15 protein-coding genes, 1 tRNA gene and 4 pseudogenes are annotated in these 20,875 nt (G+C 35.0%); 13 read left to right on the top strand and 7 right to left on the bottom strand.

The window, feature by feature from the left end:
* Positions 1-34: 34 nt before the first annotated feature.
* Together guaB and rsmA are read right to left on the bottom strand one after the other, a co-directional pair.
* The gene (guaB, locus tag OOK97_RS02770; protein ID WP_264705572.1) at positions 35-1,528 is read right to left on the bottom strand and encodes an IMP dehydrogenase; all 1,494 of its coding nucleotides are present in this window, start codon (positions 1,526-1,528) and stop codon (positions 35-37) included.
* A gap of 116 nt (positions 1,529-1,644) precedes the next feature.
* Positions 1,645-2,457, bottom strand: coding sequence for a 16S rRNA (adenine(1518)-N(6)/adenine(1519)-N(6))-dimethyltransferase RsmA (rsmA, locus tag OOK97_RS02765; protein WP_264705652.1), 813 nt, complete (start codon positions 2,455-2,457; stop codon positions 1,645-1,647).
* Positions 2,458-2,535: 78 nt separating this feature from the next.
* On the opposite strand from rsmA, the gene OOK97_RS02760 reads away from it, so the two are divergent.
* Positions 2,536-2,608: transfer RNA gene (locus OOK97_RS02760), tRNA-Thr, on the top strand.
* A gap of 24 nt (positions 2,609-2,632) precedes the next feature.
* Complete coding sequence (locus OOK97_RS02755) at positions 2,633-3,361, top strand: triosephosphate isomerase (protein WP_264705571.1); 729 nt, start codon at positions 2,633-2,635, stop codon at positions 3,359-3,361.
* A 74-nt stretch (positions 3,362-3,435) separates the two neighbouring features.
* On the opposite strand, the pseudogene OOK97_RS07270 reads toward OOK97_RS02755, so the two are convergent.
* Positions 3,436-3,771: pseudogene (locus OOK97_RS07270) on the bottom strand (DprA-like winged helix domain-containing protein); the annotation flags it as partial.
* Positions 3,772-3,996: 225 nt separating this feature from the next.
* Positions 3,997-4,749, bottom strand: a pseudogene (locus OOK97_RS02745) (DNA-processing protein DprA); the annotation flags it as partial.
* Between the two features lie 61 nt (positions 4,750-4,810).
* On the opposite strand from OOK97_RS02745, the gene OOK97_RS02740 reads away from it, so the two are divergent.
* The 8 genes and pseudogenes from OOK97_RS02740 (at position 4,811) to OOK97_RS02705 (ending at position 12,059) form a co-directional block, all read left to right on the top strand.
* Positions 4,811-5,185, top strand: a complete 375-nt coding sequence (locus OOK97_RS02740; protein WP_264705569.1) for a ferredoxin family protein — start codon at positions 4,811-4,813, stop codon at positions 5,183-5,185.
* A gap of 193 nt (positions 5,186-5,378) precedes the next feature.
* Positions 5,379-6,164 carry a hypothetical protein gene (locus OOK97_RS02735; RefSeq protein ID WP_264705568.1) on the top strand — a complete coding sequence of 262 codons (786 nt, stop codon included), beginning with the start codon at positions 5,379-5,381 and terminating at the stop codon, positions 6,162-6,164.
* Positions 6,165-6,252: 88 nt separating this feature from the next.
* On the top strand, positions 6,253-7,206 hold the full coding sequence (locus OOK97_RS02730; RefSeq protein WP_264705567.1) for a D-alanine--D-alanine ligase: 954 nt from the start codon (positions 6,253-6,255) through the stop codon (positions 7,204-7,206).
* Positions 7,187-7,945 carry a cell division protein FtsQ/DivIB gene (locus OOK97_RS02725; RefSeq protein WP_006280710.1) on the top strand — a complete coding sequence of 253 codons (759 nt, stop codon included), beginning with the start codon at positions 7,187-7,189 and terminating at the stop codon, positions 7,943-7,945. Before OOK97_RS02730 ends, OOK97_RS02725 begins: the two co-directional genes overlap by 20 nt.
* A gap of 718 nt (positions 7,946-8,663) precedes the next feature.
* Positions 8,664-9,770 (top strand): D-alanyl-D-alanine carboxypeptidase family protein, encoded by a 1,107-nt coding sequence (locus OOK97_RS02720; protein ID WP_264329766.1) that lies wholly within the window; start codon positions 8,664-8,666, stop codon positions 9,768-9,770.
* A gap of 99 nt (positions 9,771-9,869) precedes the next feature.
* A complete protein-coding gene (locus OOK97_RS02715) occupies positions 9,870-10,184 on the top strand; it encodes a DMT family transporter (RefSeq protein WP_264705566.1) in 315 nt (104 codons plus the stop codon).
* A gap of 16 nt (positions 10,185-10,200) precedes the next feature.
* Positions 10,201-10,545, top strand: a complete 345-nt coding sequence (locus OOK97_RS02710; RefSeq protein ID WP_096616925.1) for a DMT family transporter — start codon at positions 10,201-10,203, stop codon at positions 10,543-10,545.
* A 266-nt stretch (positions 10,546-10,811) separates the two neighbouring features.
* A pseudogene (locus OOK97_RS02705) lies at positions 10,812-12,059 on the top strand (transposase).
* A 141-nt stretch (positions 12,060-12,200) separates the two neighbouring features.
* Here OOK97_RS02705 and putA read toward each other — a convergent pair.
* The 3 genes and pseudogenes from putA to secB all read right to left on the bottom strand — a co-directional run bounded on the left by putA (position 12,201) and on the right by secB (position 18,683).
* Positions 12,201-15,445: pseudogene (gene putA, locus OOK97_RS02690) on the bottom strand (bifunctional proline dehydrogenase/L-glutamate gamma-semialdehyde dehydrogenase PutA).
* Positions 15,446-15,579: 134 nt separating this feature from the next.
* A complete protein-coding gene (gene acnA / locus OOK97_RS02685; RefSeq protein ID WP_264705564.1) occupies positions 15,580-18,165 on the bottom strand; it encodes an aconitate hydratase AcnA in 2,586 nt (861 codons plus the stop codon).
* Positions 18,166-18,179: 14 nt separating this feature from the next.
* A complete protein-coding gene (secB, locus tag OOK97_RS02680; protein ID WP_006279761.1) occupies positions 18,180-18,683 on the bottom strand; it encodes a protein-export chaperone SecB in 504 nt (167 codons plus the stop codon).
* Positions 18,684-18,847: 164 nt separating this feature from the next.
* On the opposite strand from secB, the gene OOK97_RS02675 reads away from it, so the two are divergent.
* From OOK97_RS02675 to OOK97_RS02665, 3 genes are read left to right on the top strand one after another with little or no spacing between them, the layout of a single operon-like run.
* The gene (locus OOK97_RS02675) at positions 18,848-19,498 is read left to right on the top strand and encodes a Tim44/TimA family putative adaptor protein (protein WP_010962367.1); all 651 of its coding nucleotides are present in this window, start codon (positions 18,848-18,850) and stop codon (positions 19,496-19,498) included.
* Between the two features lie 17 nt (positions 19,499-19,515).
* Positions 19,516-20,211: a DNA polymerase III subunit epsilon gene (gene dnaQ, locus OOK97_RS02670; RefSeq protein WP_010082574.1), complete on the top strand. Its 696-nt coding sequence runs from the start codon at positions 19,516-19,518 to the stop codon at positions 20,209-20,211.
* Positions 20,212-20,255: 44 nt separating this feature from the next.
* Positions 20,256-20,864 (top strand): SCO family protein, encoded by a 609-nt coding sequence (locus OOK97_RS02665; protein WP_010962368.1) that lies wholly within the window; start codon positions 20,256-20,258, stop codon positions 20,862-20,864.
* Positions 20,865-20,875 lie beyond the last annotated feature (11 nt).

Raw genomic sequence — 20,875 nt, 5'->3', positions numbered from 1 at the left:
AAAACGTCTTAACTTTCTCTCTACTTTTTCTGGACTACTCCGAATCGGTTGACAAATTGGACGCTTGATAAGCATAATTTGGAGCTTCTTGTGTAATGACTATATCATGAGCATGACTCTCTCTTAATCCTGATGCAGTAATAGTCACAAATTTGCAGTTTTTCTTCATTTCTTCTATATTCCTGTTACCAGTATAACCCATTGCAGCTTGCAATCCGCCAATTAATTGATGGATCACTCCTGAAGCTGGACCTTTAAATGGAACTCTTCCTTCCACTCCTTGTGGAACTAATTTGAGTTTTGAATCTTTATCTTGAAAATAACGGCTAGCTGAACCTCGTTTCATTGCACTAATAGATCCCATTCCTCGATAGCCTTTATATGCTCTGCCCTTATACATGATAATCTCACCTGGGCTTTCGTCAGTGCCAGCAAAAATCGAACCAATCATCACAGAGTCAGCACCAGCTGCAATAGCTTTTGCAACATCTCCTGAGTATTTTACCCCACCATCAGCAATTAGTCTGACGTTTCTTGCTCTACATAACTCTGCAACATTCTTGATTGCAGAGAATTGCGGCACACCAACACCTGTAACTATTCTGGTTGTACAGATTGATCCTGGTCCTATTCCGACCTTCACTGCATCAACACCCGCATCAATCAACGCTTCAGCAGCCTCCTTTGTTGCAATGTTTCCGCCAATTAATTGCGTATTAGGATACATCTTTTTTATTTCCCTAATGGTATTGATAACGTTTTCGGAATGACCGTGAGCAGTATCCACAACAACTACATCAACTTCTTCTCCGATCAAAGCTTCACATCTGTCTATACCATCTTTTTTACCAGTGCCAATTGCAGCGGCAACTCTGAGACGCCCTTTACTGTCTTTACATGAATTTGGGTATCTATTGTATTTTTCAATGTCTTTAACCGTAATTAAACCTATACAACAAGAATTTTCATCTACGACCAAAAGCTTTTCTATTCTATTTTCATGCAACAATTTCATTGCTGAGGCACTATTCACTCCCTGCTCCCGCACTGTCACTAACTTATCTTTTGTCATCACTTCGGAAACTTTTACATTCATGTTCTGGTCTTCAATAAATCTCACATCTCGGTTAGTTAAAATTCCAACTAACTTGCGTTGATCGACTACAGGAATGCCAGAATAATTGTGCTCTCTCATTAATGAAATTGCTTCCGCAACTGTTTTATCCGGTGAAATCGTAATTGGGTTATACACGATCCAACTTTCATATTTTTTCACCCTTCTCACTTCTAAAACTTGTTCATCTATTGATAAATTCTTATGTATGCAACCTATCCCTCCATGTTGGGCAATAGCTATTGCAAAGCCCGATTCAGTAACAGTATCCATTGCAGAGGATATGAGAGGGATATTTAGTTCTATACTATTTGTTAAATAAGTTTTTGTATCTGCATCGCAAGGCAATATATTAGAATAGGCTGGCAAAAGAAGTATATCGTCAAACGAATAACAAGCTTCCATTTTTTTCATAGGCTTTATTTAAAGCTTATACGCCAATTAATTAAATTGCAATAGGCAAAATTAGCTAGGAGCCTTTAATTGTATAGCTCTAACTGTTTTTAGGAGATAGAAAAGCTATATGGTTGCTAATACATTTTATTGCAAAATAAGCATTCTACATTATTTGCCAGCAAACAAAACTGCTCAATAGTTAAGTTTTCTGGACGCTGGTTTCCGCTCAATTTAGCGTTTTCAAGGACAGTTTCAGCGTGGTTCGTTATATTTTGCAAGCTATTTCTCAGCATCTTTCTTCTTTGAGAAAAAACAGCACGTGTTAATTTTATTAAGGTTTCCAAGTTTACTACAAACTTTGGGGCAGGCAAAGGATTTACTGTAATTACTGAAGAATGTATTTTTGGTCTTGGAAAAAACTCTTTAGGTTCAATATCAAATTCCTTTTTTATATCGCATAGTAATTGGCTTAGCACTGATAGGGGACCATAATCTTTAGAATTGGGTCTTGCTGTAATGCGATCTGCTACCTCTTTTTGAAACATTAATGTCAAACTCGTAAAAAATTTTATACTATTTAACCACTTTAAAAATAACGCTACCGAGATATTGTAAGGCAAGTTAGCAATAACTTTAACTGGGCGCTCTATCAGCTCTTCTTCTGTAACATGCAGTGCATCCGCTTCTATAATTCTATACTTTCCTTGATGCTCATTTAGCAGTTGGTCATGGTGTTTTACTAAATCTCTATCTTTTTCTATAGAAAGTAGAGACTTTGGATTATGCACCAATATTTCTCTTGTTAATGCACCATATCCAGGACCAATTTCAATGACATTAAAATTTTCCAGACTACCAGCTAAAGCGACGATTTTTTTTGTTATCTCACTCGATAAAATAAAATTTTGCCCTAGACTCTTTTTTGGCTTCAGTAAAAATTTTCTCATATTATTTTCATTGTACAGTATTTTAAAAATCAGTTGACTAAAATTCATTGATAATTGTATATTATTAATGTGTTTAACGCCGGCTTAGCTCAATTGGTAGAGCAACTGACTTGTAATCAGTAGGTTGTCAGTTCAAGTCCGACAGCCGGCACTCTTGCCTATATAAGTAAAGTTGATGTCCTTTTTAATAGTAGCAAATTGGAAAATGAATGGAATGCGTTCTTCATTTGTTGACTTTATAGGCAAACTTAACGACAAGAGCAACGAAATTACCTCTAAATTAGTAATTTGCCCTCCTTTTACGTCATTTCCACGCAGTATAGAGTTGAACAATAATATTAATATAGGAGCACAGAATTGCCATTATAAAAAGTTCGGTTCTTACACAGGTGAAATTAGTGCAGAAATGTTAAAAGAACTAGGGTGTACTTACGTAATACTTGGGCACTCTGAAAGGGCCAATGAAGAAGATAGTGAAATAAAACTTAAGTCGGAAATAGCAATAGAATCAGGCTTACACCCAATTATCTGTGTAGGTGAAAATTCAGAAGATTATAAGAATGAAAAAACAAAAGAAGTAATAGAATATCAATGTAAAAACCGCTTGCCAACACACGGTGAATATACCGTAGCATATGAGCCAATATGGGCAATAGGCACAGGTCATGTGCCAAATAATGATGCAATTACTGAGGTGATAGAGGTAATAAAATTGTGTACTGGTAAAAAACACATTATATATGGTGGTTCAGTCAGTTCAGAAAATATAGAAAATTTGCTCAGTATCTCAAATTTATCAGGAGTTTTAATTGGCAGTGCAAGCTTAGATTTCGATCACTTTTATAAAATTATACAACAAGTTGAAAAAAAGTTTTCTCTTATCAATTCTAAAATCAGCAACTAAGAATCCTATAACAAATGGCATCATTCCAGTGTCAAGCATATGTCTGTACGAGCATCTAGTATAGCTAAAGTAATCTAGAAAATTAACGATATTTTATTCCCCGGGGAACGCTCTATTCTGTTTTCCAACTCTAGTTCTAAAAGAGCCATTAGAGCTATGTTGGTAGAAAGTCCGCTTGCTAATATAAGTTCATCTATATCAACAGGTACAGAGTTAATATGATCAACTATAACAGATTTTGCCTGTTGTAATTTTTCTTGTTTTTGGTTAACAGCATAGTGCTCAACATCAAATAGTTTTTTTTGCTGCGGAGGTAGACTAAACCTAACACTTTCTATTATGTCATCAGCGGACTCGATAAGCTTAGCACCGTTTTTAATTAAATAATTACTACCACTACAACGTGAATCTTACTATTACCCACAAATATAAATGTTTGTTGCATAGCTCTTAATGGCATAACTTGTGCTTGAAATAACTGTTTATATGGTGCAATTTACAGCTTTTAGTTGCTAAAATTATAACTCTTAGTTTAATAATTTTAATCTAATAAGCTTTCAGGTTAATAAAATTAAATTATTTGAATAAATACAATACTATGTTTTTATTTGTGGGTAATAGTAAGAACGTGAATCTAAAGGGAAACCAGAAACTGCAAATACCTCTCTCCCTTGATTTAAAGCAAAATCTGCTGTTATTAGAGAGCCAGAATGTTTCGACGCTTCAATCACTGCAACACCCAGCGATAGACCAGATATAATTCGATTCCTTTGAGGGAAATATTGAGGCTTTGGTTTAGTAGCAAATGGAAGCTCAGTAATTACTAACCCACCGTTCCCAGTGATTTTTTTGTATAGATCAAAATTCTCTTTTGGATACACCACATCAATTCCGCTTGCTGTAACAGCAATAGTGGGATGATTTTTGTATATTACACTGTTTGCTGCGGTATCGATTCCTTTTGCAAGTCCAGAAACGATAACAAAACCAGCTTCGCTTAAATCAAGTGCCAACTTATTGGCAAAATTTCTTCCATTCATCGAAGAGTTACGCCCACCGATTATTGCAATTATCTCACGGCTTAATAATGATATATCACCAAGTGCAGTTATTACAGGAGGACAACTAGAGATATTTCTTAAAAGATCAGGGTAATCTGGGTCACATGCGGGTATAATTTTAGCTCCAATTCTTTCTGCATTATTGATTTCTTCTCGTGCATCTTGAATGCCATACACCTTATTATTAGCCACCCTATTGAGATATTTTAGCACCTCATCTAGCGATCCGTGTGTTCTTAGTATACTAAAGAACTTTACTGGTCCTATAGTTCTAGCCAAGCTTAACCATACTTCTAATTCTTTGTTGTTCAATTTATTTATCTTCATAAAAGACTTGAATTTCTTATCAATTTAGTGTACCCAAGATAATACAAATATACAGTGTTTTATGACGCATTTTGTTACAGATAAATGCATAAAATGTAAATATACGGACTGTGTGGAAGTATGTCCCGTTGACTGCTTCTATGAAGGTAAAAACATGCTCGTGATTAACCCAGATGAATGTATTGATTGCGGAGTGTGCATACCTGAGTGTCCGGTGGATGCAATTGTAACTGATGATTCCATAAAAGATATTTTAGAACTAGATGAAGAGTTGCTGAACAGCGAACAAAAAACTTTCAAGTCATTTTACAACATAAACGTAGAATACTCACAAAAATGGCCAAATATCACAGCTAAAAAACAACCTCTCTATACTGCAGAAGAGTATAAGGAAAAAAAGGATAAAACAACTTATTTTGATGAAAATTTAGAATAATGCTACTGAAGGAAAAGAAACTTTTTGTATTTCAGGGTTATTGTTTTTGGTTGCTGAAAATAGTTGCGTTATCTAAGTTGTTATGCTGATAAATTAGTATCGATTAACTTAAGGATTAAGGAAAAAGGCTTATTGACTTTTGAAATATTTGATTATAGAACTAGCTGTTAGCATCAAATCTTGGGGGTAAGTTGTGAGTATAAATAAAAGAGAAACCATTAAAAAGGTTGAAGGGTTACTTTTTCAAGTGAACGGTAATTTTGAAAAAGCATGTGATCTATTATCAACAGTAGAGTTAACCGAAGATGATATTAAAATATTGCTGGAAGAGATGATAAAAGAGTGTCATAGCTTGTCTGAAAAGATTTCTTGGAGTTGTGGAATTACTGCAGGTGGTGCACAAGACGCCAATGCAAATAGCTTCAACGAAGCTTATAAGTTAGGTTCAAAAGAGTTAGCATTGGCAATAATGTCAGATTTTAAGAAGTCTTATGATCAAGAATTATTCAAAAAATATAAAAAGGAAGAAATGTCTTATCCTGAAGGAGAAGGAGTACAATTTATTAGAGAATTAAGAGTTCTAAGTAGAATACTTACTATATCTTTAATAAGGAAACTTGATGAAGTTTACAAGTTTACTCCAGAAGAAATTGAGCGTTTGAAGGAATATATGTTAGTTAGCAGCTATGATACAAGCAAAAATCTTTCTGATATAGACAAATATATGCATGCACTATCTGCCTTAATTAGAAATCCTTCACTTGATACAAAAAAAATATATGAACTAAATAATCGAATGATAACACACACTACAGCCTTAATTGATTTAGTAACTAGTGGAGTAGTGAAAAAAGAAGAAGCAAAAGAACAATCTGCTGAGGATTTAGAAAAGCTTGTCTGTGAACAGTATAAAGGTGCAGCAAACATGCCAGTACCGTTGCCGAGCACGCTATTTGAAGTGGATAAAAAAAGTGCTTGAAGAAAGTAAGAAGGTCTTATAGTTAGCCAAAGTAGGTATTTAATAAGCTTAATGTAACCATTATATATGCTATATAGTAAAACATAGAATGCTTATGGTTCCAACTATAGCAATTTTAAGTGGTGGGTTTTCTTGTGAGAGAGAAGTGTCGCTTATGAGCGGAAAAGCAGTAAAGAAGGCACTTGATAGCCTTTCATATAATGCAATAGAAATAGATGTTGACAGCAATATTGCTGAAAAGCTTAAAAAAATTAATCCGGGCCTTGCTTTTATAGCTCTGCATGGACCTTATGGTGAAGATGGCTGTATTCAAGGTTTATTGGAAATCTTAGGTATAAAATATACACACTCAGGAGTTATGGCTTCGGCTGTTGCTATGAACAAGGCAATGTCAAAGCATATATTCCGGCCCCTTAGTATTGATACTCCAAAAGGTTATGTAATTAGCCGAGAAGATCTACTAAAAAATAATATTAAAATCGATTATCCGTACGTCTTAAAACCAATTAATGAAGGTTCAAGTATTGGAGTGTACATAATTTTCTCGCACGAGGATTACTTAGAACTGAAAGATAATAGTTCTACTATAATGGAAAAGATGATCGTAGAAGAATACATACCGGGCATAGAGTTACATACTGCTGTATTGCTGGATGAAGCAATTGGCACTATAGAAGTACGACCAAAAAATAAATTCTACGATTATGAAGCAAAGTATACAGATGGATTTGCAGAACATATATTTCCTGCTGAAATTCCTAACAATATATATAAAATGACCTTGGAACACGCACTGAAAGTTCATCAATTTTTAGGATGCAAAACTATTTCCCGCTCAGATTTCCGTTATAATCCCAAAAATAACACTTTAAAAATGCTTGAGATTAATACACATCCTGGCTTTACTGAGTTATCGTTAGTGCCAGAAATTGCAAAATTGGCAAAAGGAATCAATTTTAATGAATTAGTTAAAATTATTATTGAAGATAGTTTGCAGCACAAAAATATTAGGGATTTAAGTCATGTTGAGCAGTATTACTAGAAGCCAAAGGAGTTTTTTGCGTAAGTGTGCCTTGGTTATTATCACAGCACTTTTTCTTACGCTAATACTTTACAGCTCACTTGATAAAATAATAAATCGATTTAATTACTACTTTACTTGGTATAATGACTGCCTATCTAGTTTATTACTCAGTAGTGGATTTTCAATCGACGAAGTAGTCGTGAGCGGCAATAAATTTACAAACAAAAAGGATATTCTAAGTTTGACAGATAGAACGCAACCTATCCTGTATATATCACTTTCAAAACTTGCCGGTAACATACAATCCGTAAGCAGATGGATAAAACACGTAAGAGTTCACAGAATTTTGCCCAATACTCTACACATTAATATAGATGAGCATAAACCGTTTGCTCTCTGGAAAGATAATAACAAAACCTCGGTAATTGATTTTGAAGGTAAAGTGATCGTAGATGACTATCTAGTAGATGATCTTGTTGTAATTACAGGACAAAACTCGTTATCAAACCTAGAATTTGTTAGAGATGTGTTGGAGAGTAAAACTCAATTAAGAGACCACATTTCTTCTTTTGCTTATATAGGGAATAGAAGATGGAATATCATACTTGATAACGATTCCACAGTAAAACTGCCTGAAGATAACCCTTATAGTGCATGGGACTATTTAAACCACTTACACAATACAACTGATTTTACTTTCAGCGATTGGAGTATTATTGATATGCGTATTACTGATAAAATCTTTGTGAAGAGGTGATCTGCTGTAATCCAAGTAGCCCCTTTTCCTGTCATCCCAGTGCCCAGACACTGGAATCCCGCCGCGAACCGTCATACCGCGATTCATTCGCGGTATCTCTTAACATAGATCCCTTATTTAACCGCCATACCTTAACATAGATCCCGCTAACACGTAGCGGGATGACGATTGTCGTTTAGCTATAAATATTTAAGAAATTTACCAAACGAAAAAAAAGGCAAAAGAAGCCCCGTGGTTGGCTAATTACTTACATTATACTTTCAAGTATGGCGTTTTTTTATTCTAAACGCTTAATAACCGCGATTTAGCTGCTTTTTAATGCAACTAACCTTTAGTCATAAATGTTTAAGAAATTTACTAAACAGAAAAAAAGGCAAAAGAAACCCTAGGGTAGCTAGTTATTCACTATCCATTTTTTAAGTTGGCGTTTTTTTATGTTTTAAATGCTTTATAAGCGCATTTTAGCTTATATTAGGTAAAAACCTAGAAATTTTATAAAGACATAAGGTGCACATAGTGCAAAAAATCAAACATGAGACGCCAGATACGTGAGTTTTTTTGTCATTTAATCTGTACAGAGAAGATAAATAAATAGCTTCAGTTTCATGATAAGGGGGCTGGCGAAATGTGTCAAGGAATTTTTATGCAAGAGATCTATTGAAATGCCCCTGTAAAATTATACTATTAATTAGTACACTATAAATTTAAAATTATAGATATGTTAAGCAGATTGGTAATTTTGCTATTAGTTTTTATACTTCCTTTTTCTTCATACTCATACCAGTTTAGAACCAAAGCAAAGCAAGCAGTAGTCTTAGATTTAGCTTCAGACTCGTTCATTTTTGACCATAATTCTGACGAAAAAATGGCCCCATCTTCAATGAGCAAGCTAATGACTTTATATATAGCCTTCGATTATCTAAAAGCTGGAATAATACACATGGAGGATAAATTTCGAGTAAGTAGAAAAGCGTGGGAAAGGAGAGGCTCTTCTATGTTTTTGAAAGAAGGTCAATCCGTTACGGTGAGGGAATTACTTGAAGGAATTACAATAGTCTCAGGCAATGATGCCTGCATAACACTAGCCGAGGGCATTGCAGGATCAGAAGAGAATTTTGTGGCTGAAATGAATGAAGTTGCACAAAATTTGAATCTGAATGACAGTCATTTTGTCAACTCAAGCGGGTGGCCAGATGAAGATCATTTTATGAACGCAAAAGACTTGGTAATGCTGGCAAAAAGGATTTTCACCGATTTTCCTGAATATTATGATTTATTTTCTGAACAATATTTGACATATAATGAAATTGTACAAAAGAATAAAAATCTTCTACTTTTTCACGACATTGGGGTTGATGGCTTAAAAACCGGTTATACAAATGCTGGTGGTTATGGCATTGTAGCATCTGCAAAACGAAATGATAGGAGAATTTTTGCTGTCGTAAATGGCTTAAACACTGAGAAAGAGCGAATAGAAGAAGCAAAAAGACTGATACAATATTCCTTAAATCATTTTAACACCAAGAAAATATTCGCTAAGGATAGCGTAGTTGAGGAAGTAAATGTTCTCTATGGAAAAGATAAAAAAGTGCCTATTACAGTTGCAAACGATGTTACCATAACTTATAACCGCAAATTGCATGACCAAATTAAGGTGCGTATTGAATATAAAGATATGATACCTGCACCAATTAAAAAAGGTCAAGAAGTGGGCAAAGTTTTTGTAGAAATACCAGGTATTGAGCAACAAACTACACCACTTTATGCAGCAAATGACGTGCAGGAATTGAATTTCGTAGAAAAGTTTTTTAGGATGTTATTTTAAGTTTGATATTAAAGCAATTTCGAAAGAGAGATCTATTGCACTTTAGTGTAGTTTTAACTAACAATTTCTGTTACAATACAAGATTGAAGTGTTACGAAAATGTGCTGGTTATATTTGTTGCTGTCCAGTATCCTAGAGATACTGTGGGCTGTAACATTAAAGTTTAGTAACAGTTTTACTAAAGTTGTGCCTTCGATTGCAACATTGGTAATTATGACCATTAGCATTTACTTTTTATCTCTTGCAGCATGCTTTCTACCTATTAGAGTATGCTATGCAGTCTCCTCTGGAATATGCACAATTGGAATAACTATAATTGGTGCAACCGCTTTCACAGAGAATATTAATTTATCTCAAGTTTTATGTATCATTTTAATTGTAATAGGAACCATAGGGCTAAAGCTCTCTATTTAAACCTAAAAGTTTATGCATGAATTGGATATATTTACTCTTATCGTCACTAATTGAAGTGTTCTGGGTCATAACACTTAAGCATAGTTGTGGATTTACTCATCTCGTACCATCAATAATTAGCATATTCTCCATGGCTCTTAGTACGTATTTACTTTCGCTCGCTATACGTTCTATACCTATCGGAGTATGCTATGCAATTTGGACTGGAGTAGGTGCTATAGGAGCTTCGATACTTGGAGTTTATCTATTTAATGAACCAGTTAATTTATTCGAAGTAATATGCTTTATTTTAGTTACATTCGGGATTATAGGATTAAAATTGTTTGATACTGCAAAACAAACTGTTGATAAAATGGAATAAAAGATCCCACTGGGATGAAAGAAGCAGATACTCCATATTGTCATGCAAATTGGAATCCAGACTTTTTTCTATATAGCATGGTGAAGACGGGAAACCGTAACCGTTCACACAATGGCGTCAACTTAAGGAAAAATGTCAGAGATTGTGTATAAAATTTCTCTCTAAATTTTTTATCATTAAATTATCCAAAGAGTGCAAGAAACAGCACTTTTGTTTCTATTTTATTGCAACAAAAAAGTTTAAAATGTGTCTTTTTTAGGTGAAACATGCAAAAAGGAAAAAACCTTATTCTACAAATTAAAAATGCAATATACTCGAAAACTTTTCAGAAAATCCATTGTGTTGAGTTTTACACGAACAAGAAAACTTCCTTTTTCGACAGTATTTTCTATGATTTTAAAGTTAGTTAAAAAAAGTTTGGGAATAGAATGTGAACTTATGGAGCCATTGACATGTACCCTCAAAGCAAGCTTTTTCTAAAGCAAGGTATAAGATTTGCCATACAGGCTTTCAAGAATTTAAGCATCCAAACAGCCTATCAGGATGAACCTGAGTTGGAGAGGCTATAGACTTATTGCAGCAGATGGTTCTGGTATGAGATTACCCAGCTCTGAGAAAATTGTATCCGAGTTTGAACCAAATGGAACAACAGGCACCATTGGCAATTTGTTTGTTGATTTGTGTACTTCATTGATTTGCAGTGCTCGTCTTGCAGCTTGGAATATAGGTGAACAAACGTTGGCGGCAGAGCAATTACCCGAAGTTATCACTCAAATGCGTTTATTAAATCAAGAGAAATTATTATTTATCTATGATCGTCTTCAGTAAAATTCATTCAGCAGCATTATGATTTGGAAGTAGATTTTATTTTTCGCTTGCAAAAAAGAAATTATAGTAAGCTATGGGAACGCTGGCGAATTAGATTTTGATTTTATATTAGAAAATGAAAAGCTAAAAAATAAAATGAAAGGACAGAAAGTAAGAGTTATAGTGCTGACATTAGCCAACTGAGAAACAGAGTTTTTGACCGAGACTTTGGAGCAAAGCTTATGTGTTAAGGTGGCACATAGAGAAGTGCTATAAACGACTCAAAGTAGGAGCAGAGTTAGAGAATTTTTCTGGAGAGGCTGTATTACAAGAATTTTGGGCAAACTTGGTCATGTGCAATATATTATCGCTTCATATGTGTGATGCACAAGGGCCTTGGAACCCAGATCAAATTACTGAGTATCGTTTAAATTTTTCAGTTTTATTTAGTGTAATGAGACAGAAACTCTATCAGGTACTTATTGCACCAAAAAACTTTCAAGCCCTTTTTAAGTATAGCTTTTTTTACAATAATCCGAACAGACCGTAATATGCTACTGGCCTGCTATAGCCATAAACACATATCTTATCGCATTCGGACTATTATAAGAAAGGCTATATACGCGCTAAAGTTAAAATCCGACCGGGACAGCCGCAATAAAGTAGATAAGCCTAAACGCCATCATGTCTTTAGGAGAGTTTGCTAATGAAAGTTCTTAAGTTGACGTCATTGGCTGAATGGATACGATTTATTTCAGTGCATGAGCTGGTCCTTTTCGGATTTTAGCGCTGTGTACATAACTGCACGAACGTCTAGTTTAGGGGTAAGAAAAATTAGGGCCTGCAAATTAATCCAAACACATAAGTGTAGTGTTACCACCAAATGCTGTAGTGTTAACACTTACAACTTTTTCTGTAGAAAAACGCTGTAAATAATGAGAACCACCAGCTTTTGGCCCAGTGCCAGATAGTCCTCTACCACCAAATGGTTGTATCCCAACTGCTGCACCTATCTGGTTACGGTTGATGTAGACATTTCCAACTGATATTTTTTTACTTATAGTGTCAATTTGACTTTGTATACGACTCTGCAAAGAAAACGTAAGTCCATATCCAGTACTATTTATATCACTTATAACTTCATTTAATTGTGACTTGTTAAAACGTATGATATGTAAAATAGGACCAAATACTTCTTGCTTTATAGCTTTTTTTACAATAATCCGAACAGACCGTAATATGCTACTGGCCTGCTATAGCCATAAACACATATCTTATCGCATTCGGACTATTATAAGAAAGGCTATAATTGCGAAATTTTTTGTATCTCATAAATATATGGAGGAAAGAAATAACCATTATGAGAATTTGTATCCATGGGTACTTTAAATAACAGATTTGAATCTTTATCCTCTGACATTTTTTGCGTATGTTGAGTGAGCATATCGATAGATGCTTTATCAATTATTGGACCAATATCAGTACTAAGTTGTATTGGGTCACCAATCTTGAGTTCTTGCGCTGCACCGCATATCATTTTTATCTGCTTCTCTGCTATGTCCTCTTGAATAAACAGCACTCTAAGCGCAAAACAGCGTTGGCCAGCGCTGCGAAACGCAGAAAGCAAAACATCCGTAGTCACTTGCTCTAAGAGAGCAGAGCTATCAACAATCATAGCATTTAATCCGCCAGTTTCAGCAATAAATGGCACAATAGGACCATCCCTATTTGCAAGCATTTTATTGATTATTTGAGCAGTTTGTGTTGAGCCAGTAAAAGCTACTCCGGCAATTCTATTGTCTGGAACTAATATTTTGCCTAAATATCCACCATCCCCAGGAATGAGGTGTAACACATTTTTTGGTATCCCAGCTTCATGTAGTATCTTAACAGCTTCATAGGCAATAATCGGCGTTTGCTCTGCCGGTTTTGCCAGCACTGCATTACCTGCTGCAAGTGCAGCTGAAACCTGCCCAATGAAGATAGCAAGTGGAAAATTCCACGGTGATATACACAGGAAAACTCCCCTACCTTCAAAAAAGATGAAGTTATCTTCACCTGTTGGACCTGGCAATTTTTTCCAGTCGCTCAGTTCATTTTTTGCTATCGTTGCGTAGTAACGTAAGAAATCCACTGCCTCTCTTACTTCCGCTATTGCATCAGATAAAATTTTTCCTGCTTCTACGATCAGAATGTAAATTAACTCTTTCATCCTTTCTTCAAGCAAATCTGCAGCTTTTTCGAGGTATTTAGCGCGCTCTACTGCTGAAATATTCTGCCACTTAGTAAAAGCACTATGTGCTATTTCAAGAGCGTTTAAAGCTTGATCGCTTGTTGCACTTGACACTTCTCCAATTACATTTTCCAAATGTGCAGGATTCACTACTTCGATAAATTCAGCACTATCAAATAGTGCCTTTCCATCAATTATTGGTCCAACTTGCCACTTTTTTTCACTAAAATCCTTTATATCATCTGCAAATTGTGAGACTATCACAGAATCACTAATATCCATCCCCAAGGAATTTTTTCTTTCTGGTCCCAAAATATCTTGTGGTAATGGAATGCCTGGATGAGGTTCATAATTAAAATTTATAGCTTTTTCCAGTGGATCTGAAATTAACTCATCGATTTTAACGTTAGGATCACTTATTTGATTAACAAACGAACTATTAGCTCCATTTTCAAGAAGGCGTCTTATAAGATAAGGCAACAAGTCACTATGTTCCCCAACGGGTGCGTAGACACGACAGCTAACATTTGTTGCAAGCTCTGACATTGCATAATCATATAAGTCTTTTGCCATTCCATGTAAGCGTTGAAATTCAAATCCAGGGTGGTTTTTATCAGCAAGTTCCATGATAGAAGCAAAAGTATAGGCGTTATGAGTTCCAAAGCATGGGTAAAAGCTGTTTGGTTTACTCAAAAGTTTCTGTGCGCACACGAGGTAAGATACGTCAGTATAGCTTTTTTTTGTAAATACTGAGTAATCATTTAATCCCAATTCTTGCGTACGCTTGATTTCTGAATCCCAATATGCACCTTTTACAAGCCTCACCATAATTTTATGATTTGATCGAATAGCAACATCCTCTACAAAGTCAAGAACAGACAAAGCACGTTTTTGATATGCTTGTACAGCCAAGCCGAGCCCTTCCCACTCAGAAAGTGATTCATCAAGCCGTAATTGTTCAAACAAGATTAAGGAAATTTCAAGCCTTTCTGTTTCTTCTGCGTCTATGCATAGTGAAATGTTGTATTTTTTTGCCTCGCGGCAGAGCTCTAAAACCTTAGTGAATATCTCACCAGCAATTCGGCCAAATTGACTAAATTCATAACGTGGGCGTAAAGCAGAAAGTTTGATTGAAATTCCATGGGATTTAAAACAATCATTTATTTCAGTGGATTCACCTATAGCTTTTATTGAGTGCATGTATGAATTAAAATACTCTTCTGCATCCTCAGTTGTGTGAGCAGCTTCGCCAAGCATATCAAAAGAGTATAAAAACTTACTATTGTCATCTAGTTTTGCGTACCTTAAAGCTTCTTCTATGGTTTCTCCAACAACAAAATGATTACCAAGCATAGACATTGCTTGTTTTACTGCTTTGCGAATGATCGGTTCTCCTAAATTCTTAAGTAACTTAGAAATTGCGTAATAGAACTTCGAATCGCCTTCATTATCTCTCAATATACTGCTACCTATCATTAAACTCCACGTGGAAGCATTGACGAACAATGAAGAAGAATATCCTAAATATTTACTCCATTCTTGATTGGCAATTTTATCTTTGATTAGCTCGTCTATTGTATAATCATCTGGTATTCTAAGTAGCGATTCAGCAAGGCACATCAATGCTATTCCTTCATCATTGGAAAGCGAGTATTGCTGCATAAAGGAATCTACAATACTTAATTTATTGTGTTTGATTTTTTCAATAACTTGTTTTGCAATATTATAAATTCTATTTTTTGAATCAGCCGAAAGCTCTGCTTTTTCTACAAGATAACGTATATAACTCTTTTCATCAGTACGATAAAATCCTTGTAAACGTTTTCTGAGTTCATTAGGTTCTTGTATAGAGCTTATCATATATAATTATCTCCAAAAAATACTCCGACACCATATGTATGGTGAAATTATATCATAACTTTGCGCAGAGCAAATTGCTATTTACAAAGGGATCAGGGCTGGCTAAAAGAAGTCCATGCAATAACTTCACTAAATCAAAAAGATTGTGCAAGTATGTAGCTCAACACTCCACCACACATCAAGTATTTAGTCTCAGTTGCGGTTTGTACACAGCATTTGAGTTGAATTGATTGCTTTGAATTATCCTTTCTTTTGATGATGCATTCTAGATTTCCACCTGGCACTATTTCACCTTTTATGCTTATTACCTCGCTACCATCAAATATCTTTCTGGTTATTACATTTTGGAATATAAGTGGAAGAACACCCATGCCGACCAAGTTGGACCTATGTATACGCTCAAAGCTTTCTGCAATGACAACTTTAACCCCCAACAATAAAGTACCCTTTGCTGCCCAATCCCTACTTGAACCTGTGCCATACTCCTTTCCTGCCACAATGATGAGAGCTTCCTTGTAGCGCATTGCTGCATCAAAAATCGACATAGTTTCTTGAGAAGGAATATATTTTGTATAGCCGCCTTCGATGCTTACCATTTCATTTTTTATTCTAATGTTAGCAAAAGTCCCACGCATCATTACATTGTGGTTACCACGACGAGACCCATACGAATTAAAGTCCTGTGGCTCAATTCCAAGATTTTTTAAATATATACCTGCAGGACTACTTGAGGCAATATTTCCAGCAGGGGAAATGTGGTCAGTGGTTACGCTATCGCCAAACATTGCCAATATTTGTGCACCTTTTATATCGATTTTATTATTTTTAGGTGATAAATTATCAAAATAGGGCGGATTTTGTATGTAAGTGCTATTTGCATCCCAATTATAGATTTCACTTTTTTCACACTTTATCTTTCGCCAATGTTCATCACCAGAAAAAACATCCTTATACTTTTGTATAAACATCTCACGTGTTACCACATTTTTAACACAATCTTCGATTTCATTGTTTGTTGGCCATATATCCTTGAGATGGACGTCATTTCCATTCTTATCTTTGCATATTGAATCTTTTGTCAGATCAATTTGCACAGTACCAGCAAGTGCATATGCAACAACAAGTGGCGGAGATGCCAAGTAATTAGCTTTGACTAACGGATGAATTCTTCCTTCAAAGTTACGATTGCCAGATAAAACTGCAGCAACGGTTAAGTTTTTGTTTTTAATGCCATCTTCTATATCTTTATTAAGTGGACCAGAATTCCCAATGCAAGTTGTGCAACCATATCCAACTAGATTAAAACCCAAAGCATTTAGATCTACCTGCAATCCAGACTTTTCTAAATATTCTGTTACAACTTGTGACCCTGGAGCAAGAGAAGTTTTAACCCAAGGCTTTGATTTTAATCCAAGTTTAATTGCATTACGAGCTACAAGACCTGCAGCAATCATCACACTTGGATTAGAAGTATTAGTGCAGCTTGTTATTGCTGCAATAACTACACTTCCATCTTGGAGTTTATCGCTTTCCTTTGACTCATTAACTAAAAATGATTTAGAAAAAGACTCTGCCACTTGTGAAAGAAAAACCTTATCTTGTGGTCTTTTGGGACCAGCCATTACTGGCTCCACGCTTGATAAATCAAGCTCTAGTGTGTCAAAAAATGCTAACTCGTCACTACTACGCCACAGTCCTTGCTCTTTCGCATAAGCCTCAACTAGCTTAATCAGCTTTTCTGGCCTTCCGGTTAAGCTTAAATAATCTAGCGTTTTTTGATCAATTGGAAAAAATCCACAAGTTGCGCCATACTCCGGGGCCATGTTTGCTATAGTGGCTCTATCTGCCAAAGATAAATAATCTAAACCATCACCATAAAATTCTACAAACTTACCAACAACGCCTTTTGTTCTTAGGATATTGGTAACCGTCAGCACTAAATCGGTCGCAGTTACTCCTTCCGACAATCTGCCAATTAATTTAAATCCAACTACTTCTGGAATCACCATACTAATTGGTTGACCAAGCATCACAGACTCAGCTTCTATGCCTCCAACACCCCAACCAAGAACTGATAATCCGTTAACCATTGTAGTATGGCTGTCAGTACCAACTAAAGTATCAGGATATATGACTCCATCATTATTACACACAACTTGCGCTAAATATTCAAGATTCACTTGGTGGCAAATCCCTGTGCCAGGCGGCACTACTCTAAAATTTGTGAAGGACGATTCTCCCCACTTTAAAAATTGATATCTCTCCAAATTTCTTTTTACTTCTAGCTCAACATTCTTACTGAATGCGGAAACACTTCCATAATTATCTACTTGAACAGAATGGTCAATCACAAGATCAACCGGTACAGAAGGATTTATGTTGCTCGGGTTTCCTCCATTTTTCTTAACATAGCTCCGCATTGAAGCTAGATCAACAACAGCAGGAACCCCTGTAAAATCTTGCATCAACACCCTTGCTGGTTTATAGCTAATTTCGTGATTAGTGTGTTTATTAACGCAGTCTGCTAGTACTCTTATGTCATCCAGCTTTACGTTTACTCCATCTTCATTACGCAATAAATTTTCAAGCAGCACCTTAAGTGAGCAGGGCAATTTAGTTACATCTGTCCCTAAAAATTCACTAGCACTACTTAGGCTAAAATAGTTGTATGACTTCCCGTCAATGTTTAAAGTCGTTTTTGCGTTTAAAGAATTGTTCATCCTATCACACTATATTAGTTAAAATTGGAATTACTACCGTTACTTTTTTGTTGTTGACCTTGCTGCTCATACATAGTTTCAAAATCTATAGGATCTAGCATCAGTGGGGGAAATCCACCACTACTTGTAACTCTTGCAATTATTTCTCTTGCAAAAGGAAAAAGAAAAGTAGGTCCACCAATAAACAAAGCTTGTCTTACTTCTTCCTCACTCAACTCTTTTAAATTTTCTATTGAAAAAATGCCACAATATTTCGTTTCACAAATGAAAGCTACGCCATCCTTTATGCCTTCATCTTTTACCGTTGCTTTGACTTCTATATGCAAAGTAATTTCATGGAAAGATTTTTCTTCATTCACTTCTTCTTTGTTTTTCGTCCCTTCTAATTTTGCTGAATTGATATTAACCATTACGTTAATATCTGGAGCTTTACTAGAAGAAAGGAATGGCGAATTCGGATTCTCAAATGATAGATCTTTAACATATTGACCGTGAATTCTCATTTTTTGTTGTGGCATTTCTTACGTCTCCTTTAATTAAGTTGAGATATTTAATACTTTCTTATATAATATATTCATTTACAAACGAATAGCAAACCTGATTATAAGTTGATATGAAAAACATATTTTCATTAATAATTAATAATGTTCGGATACTTTATATGCCAAGGAGTTGAGTTACTATGATAGAGCTTGTAATATATGCTTTATTAGCGGCGTTCATTTTTTCACGTTTGTATAATTCTTTAGGAAGGTCAGCCAACCTCAACCTAAAAAAGCTAACTAATGTATTGGATGTAAGCCGAAGTAGAGAAGATGTAGTAGAAAACATTGAGGGTTACATTGATAGCAATGATGAAAATTCAATAAAAGTTACTTATAAACAAATATTAAAAAAAAACAAAGATTTTTCTATTTCCCACTTTATAGAAGGTTCAAGCATAGCTTTTGAATTAATAATAAAATGTTTCAATCAAGGAAATTTGTCTCAGTTAAAACCACTTCTCGATAAAGACTTATATGATAATTTTGCAGAGAAGATTAAACATCGTAAAGAGGTGCACGAGTCTATAATTGTTTCTATCGTTTCACAAAAGATTTTAGAAATAAAGCTAGTAAAAAACGCAGTGTTTATTGCAGTATATTTCCTTTCAGAGCAAATTAACTTCGTTAAGAACAATGAAGGAGATATAATATCAGGTAGTACATCCACTATTAATAAAGTTGAGGATGTATGGCAATTCAAAAAAAATGTTAATTCATCAGACCCAAGCTGGTTGCTTGTTTCTATTCACTATAAAAAGACAAGTAACGATAAGACAAATGATAAGTAAGATGAGTTTTATTTGAAATGGAAAGCAAGCTACGCGAAATAGTACTTGACACTGAAACGACAGGTCTTGACACTGAATCTGGTCATCGAATTATTGAAATAGGGTGTGTGGAATTAATTAATCGTATTCCAACAGGTAAAGTATTCCATCGGTACCTTAACCCAGAAAGAGATATACCTTATCACTCGTTTAAGATTCACGGTATTAGTGAAGAATTTTTAGAAGATAAACCATTATTTTCAGATGTTGCACTTGAATTTCTTGACTTTATATCTAATGATATTTTGGTAATTCACAACGCTGAATTCGATGTTAAGTTCCTTAACATGGAGTTAAGCAAGCTGAATGCTAGGTTAATTTCCTCAGACAGAGTGCTAGATACATTACCTCTTGCGAGGAAAAAATTCGCAGGATCACCTGCTTCTTTGAATGCATTATGTAAGCGTTTTGATATATCGCTAGAGAATAGAGAATTGCACGGAGCACTAGTTGATGCTCAATTGCTTGCAAAGGTATATGTTGAACTTACAGGAGGGTTACAAACCTTTCTGTTTGATAATGAATGCAATCAGGACAGTAACTCCACATTCGTTCAGCATAAAGTACGTAATCTAACTCCCAGAGAACATTTACCAAATAGTGAAGAAATTGATGAACATAAGAAACTGTTAGACAAAATTAACAATACACTTTGGAATAAATATATTGAATAGGTTAACCAATAAAGATACAATTCAATTTTACTGAGAGCATTCTAATGGTAAGGTTTATAAGATTATTATCTAATGTGCTAGCAGCATTAGCAGTTGTTTTTTTAGGTTATTGTTATTTCACTAAAAAAGGCATATTTGCCCCAGCAGCGATTCACAACGCAGAAGTTAAGATAGGCGGAGATTTTTCTTTAATTAATCAGGACGGACAGATCTTGCGCAGTAGTGATTTTAAAGATAAATACATGATGATTTTCTTTGGGTTTTCCTCATGCAAAAGAATTTGCCCTATGAACCTTGGAATAATTTCAGAAACACTTGCAAAGTTAGATGAGAAAACTAACAACAAGCTACAAACATTCTTCATCACAGTCGATCCTGAGCGCGATAGCACGGAAAGACTTAAAGAATTTCAGCAGCAATTTGACCACAGAATACAAATGTTAACTGGTGAAAGAGAAAAAATAGACGAAGTAATTGCAAAGTATAAAGTATATGCTAGCAAAGTTGGTGGAGAAGAAGAAATCAACCATTCTTCAATAATGTACCTTATTGGCCCTGGAGGAAAATATGTTACACACTTTGCAGCTGATTTAAATTCAGACGAAAGTCAATCTGATAAGATTTTGGCTGAGATAAGAAAATACGTAAACTGAATTATAGATTT

It is taken from the genome of Wolbachia endosymbiont (group A) of Gymnosoma rotundatum, assembly GCF_947250765.1.
Classification (GTDB): domain Bacteria; phylum Pseudomonadota; class Alphaproteobacteria; order Rickettsiales; family Anaplasmataceae; genus Wolbachia; species Wolbachia pipientis.
This window is presented reverse-complemented; position numbering and strand designations above follow the sequence as displayed.

Coding starts and splice junctions, on each gene's coding strand:
- OOK97_RS02730 (WP_264705567.1), top strand. CDS start 6,253: ATGCTTATGGTTCCAACTATAGCAATTTTAAGTGGTGGGTTTTCTTGT.
- rsmA (WP_264705652.1), bottom strand. CDS start 2,457: ATGAGAAAATTTTTACTGAAGCCAAAAAAGAGTCTAGGGCAAAATTTT.
- OOK97_RS02715 (WP_264705566.1), top strand. CDS start 9,870: ATGTGCTGGTTATATTTGTTGCTGTCCAGTATCCTAGAGATACTGTGG.
- OOK97_RS02665 (WP_010962368.1), top strand. CDS start 20,256: ATGGTAAGGTTTATAAGATTATTATCTAATGTGCTAGCAGCATTAGCA.
- OOK97_RS02725 (WP_006280710.1), top strand. CDS start 7,187: ATGTTGAGCAGTATTACTAGAAGCCAAAGGAGTTTTTTGCGTAAGTGT.
- OOK97_RS02720 (WP_264329766.1), top strand. CDS start 8,664: ATGTTAAGCAGATTGGTAATTTTGCTATTAGTTTTTATACTTCCTTTT.
- OOK97_RS02710 (WP_096616925.1), top strand. CDS start 10,201: ATGAATTGGATATATTTACTCTTATCGTCACTAATTGAAGTGTTCTGG.
- dnaQ (WP_010082574.1), top strand. CDS start 19,516: ATGGAAAGCAAGCTACGCGAAATAGTACTTGACACTGAAACGACAGGT.
- OOK97_RS02755 (WP_264705571.1), top strand. CDS start 2,633: ATGTCCTTTTTAATAGTAGCAAATTGGAAAATGAATGGAATGCGTTCT.
- OOK97_RS02675 (WP_010962367.1), top strand. CDS start 18,848: ATGATAGAGCTTGTAATATATGCTTTATTAGCGGCGTTCATTTTTTCA.
- secB (WP_006279761.1), bottom strand. CDS start 18,683: ATGCCACAACAAAAAATGAGAATTCACGGTCAATATGTTAAAGATCTA.
- guaB (WP_264705572.1), bottom strand. CDS start 1,528: ATGAAAAAAATGGAAGCTTGTTATTCGTTTGACGATATACTTCTTTTG.
- acnA (WP_264705564.1), bottom strand. CDS start 18,165: ATGAACAATTCTTTAAACGCAAAAACGACTTTAAACATTGACGGGAAG.
- OOK97_RS02740 (WP_264705569.1), top strand. CDS start 4,811: ATGACGCATTTTGTTACAGATAAATGCATAAAATGTAAATATACGGAC.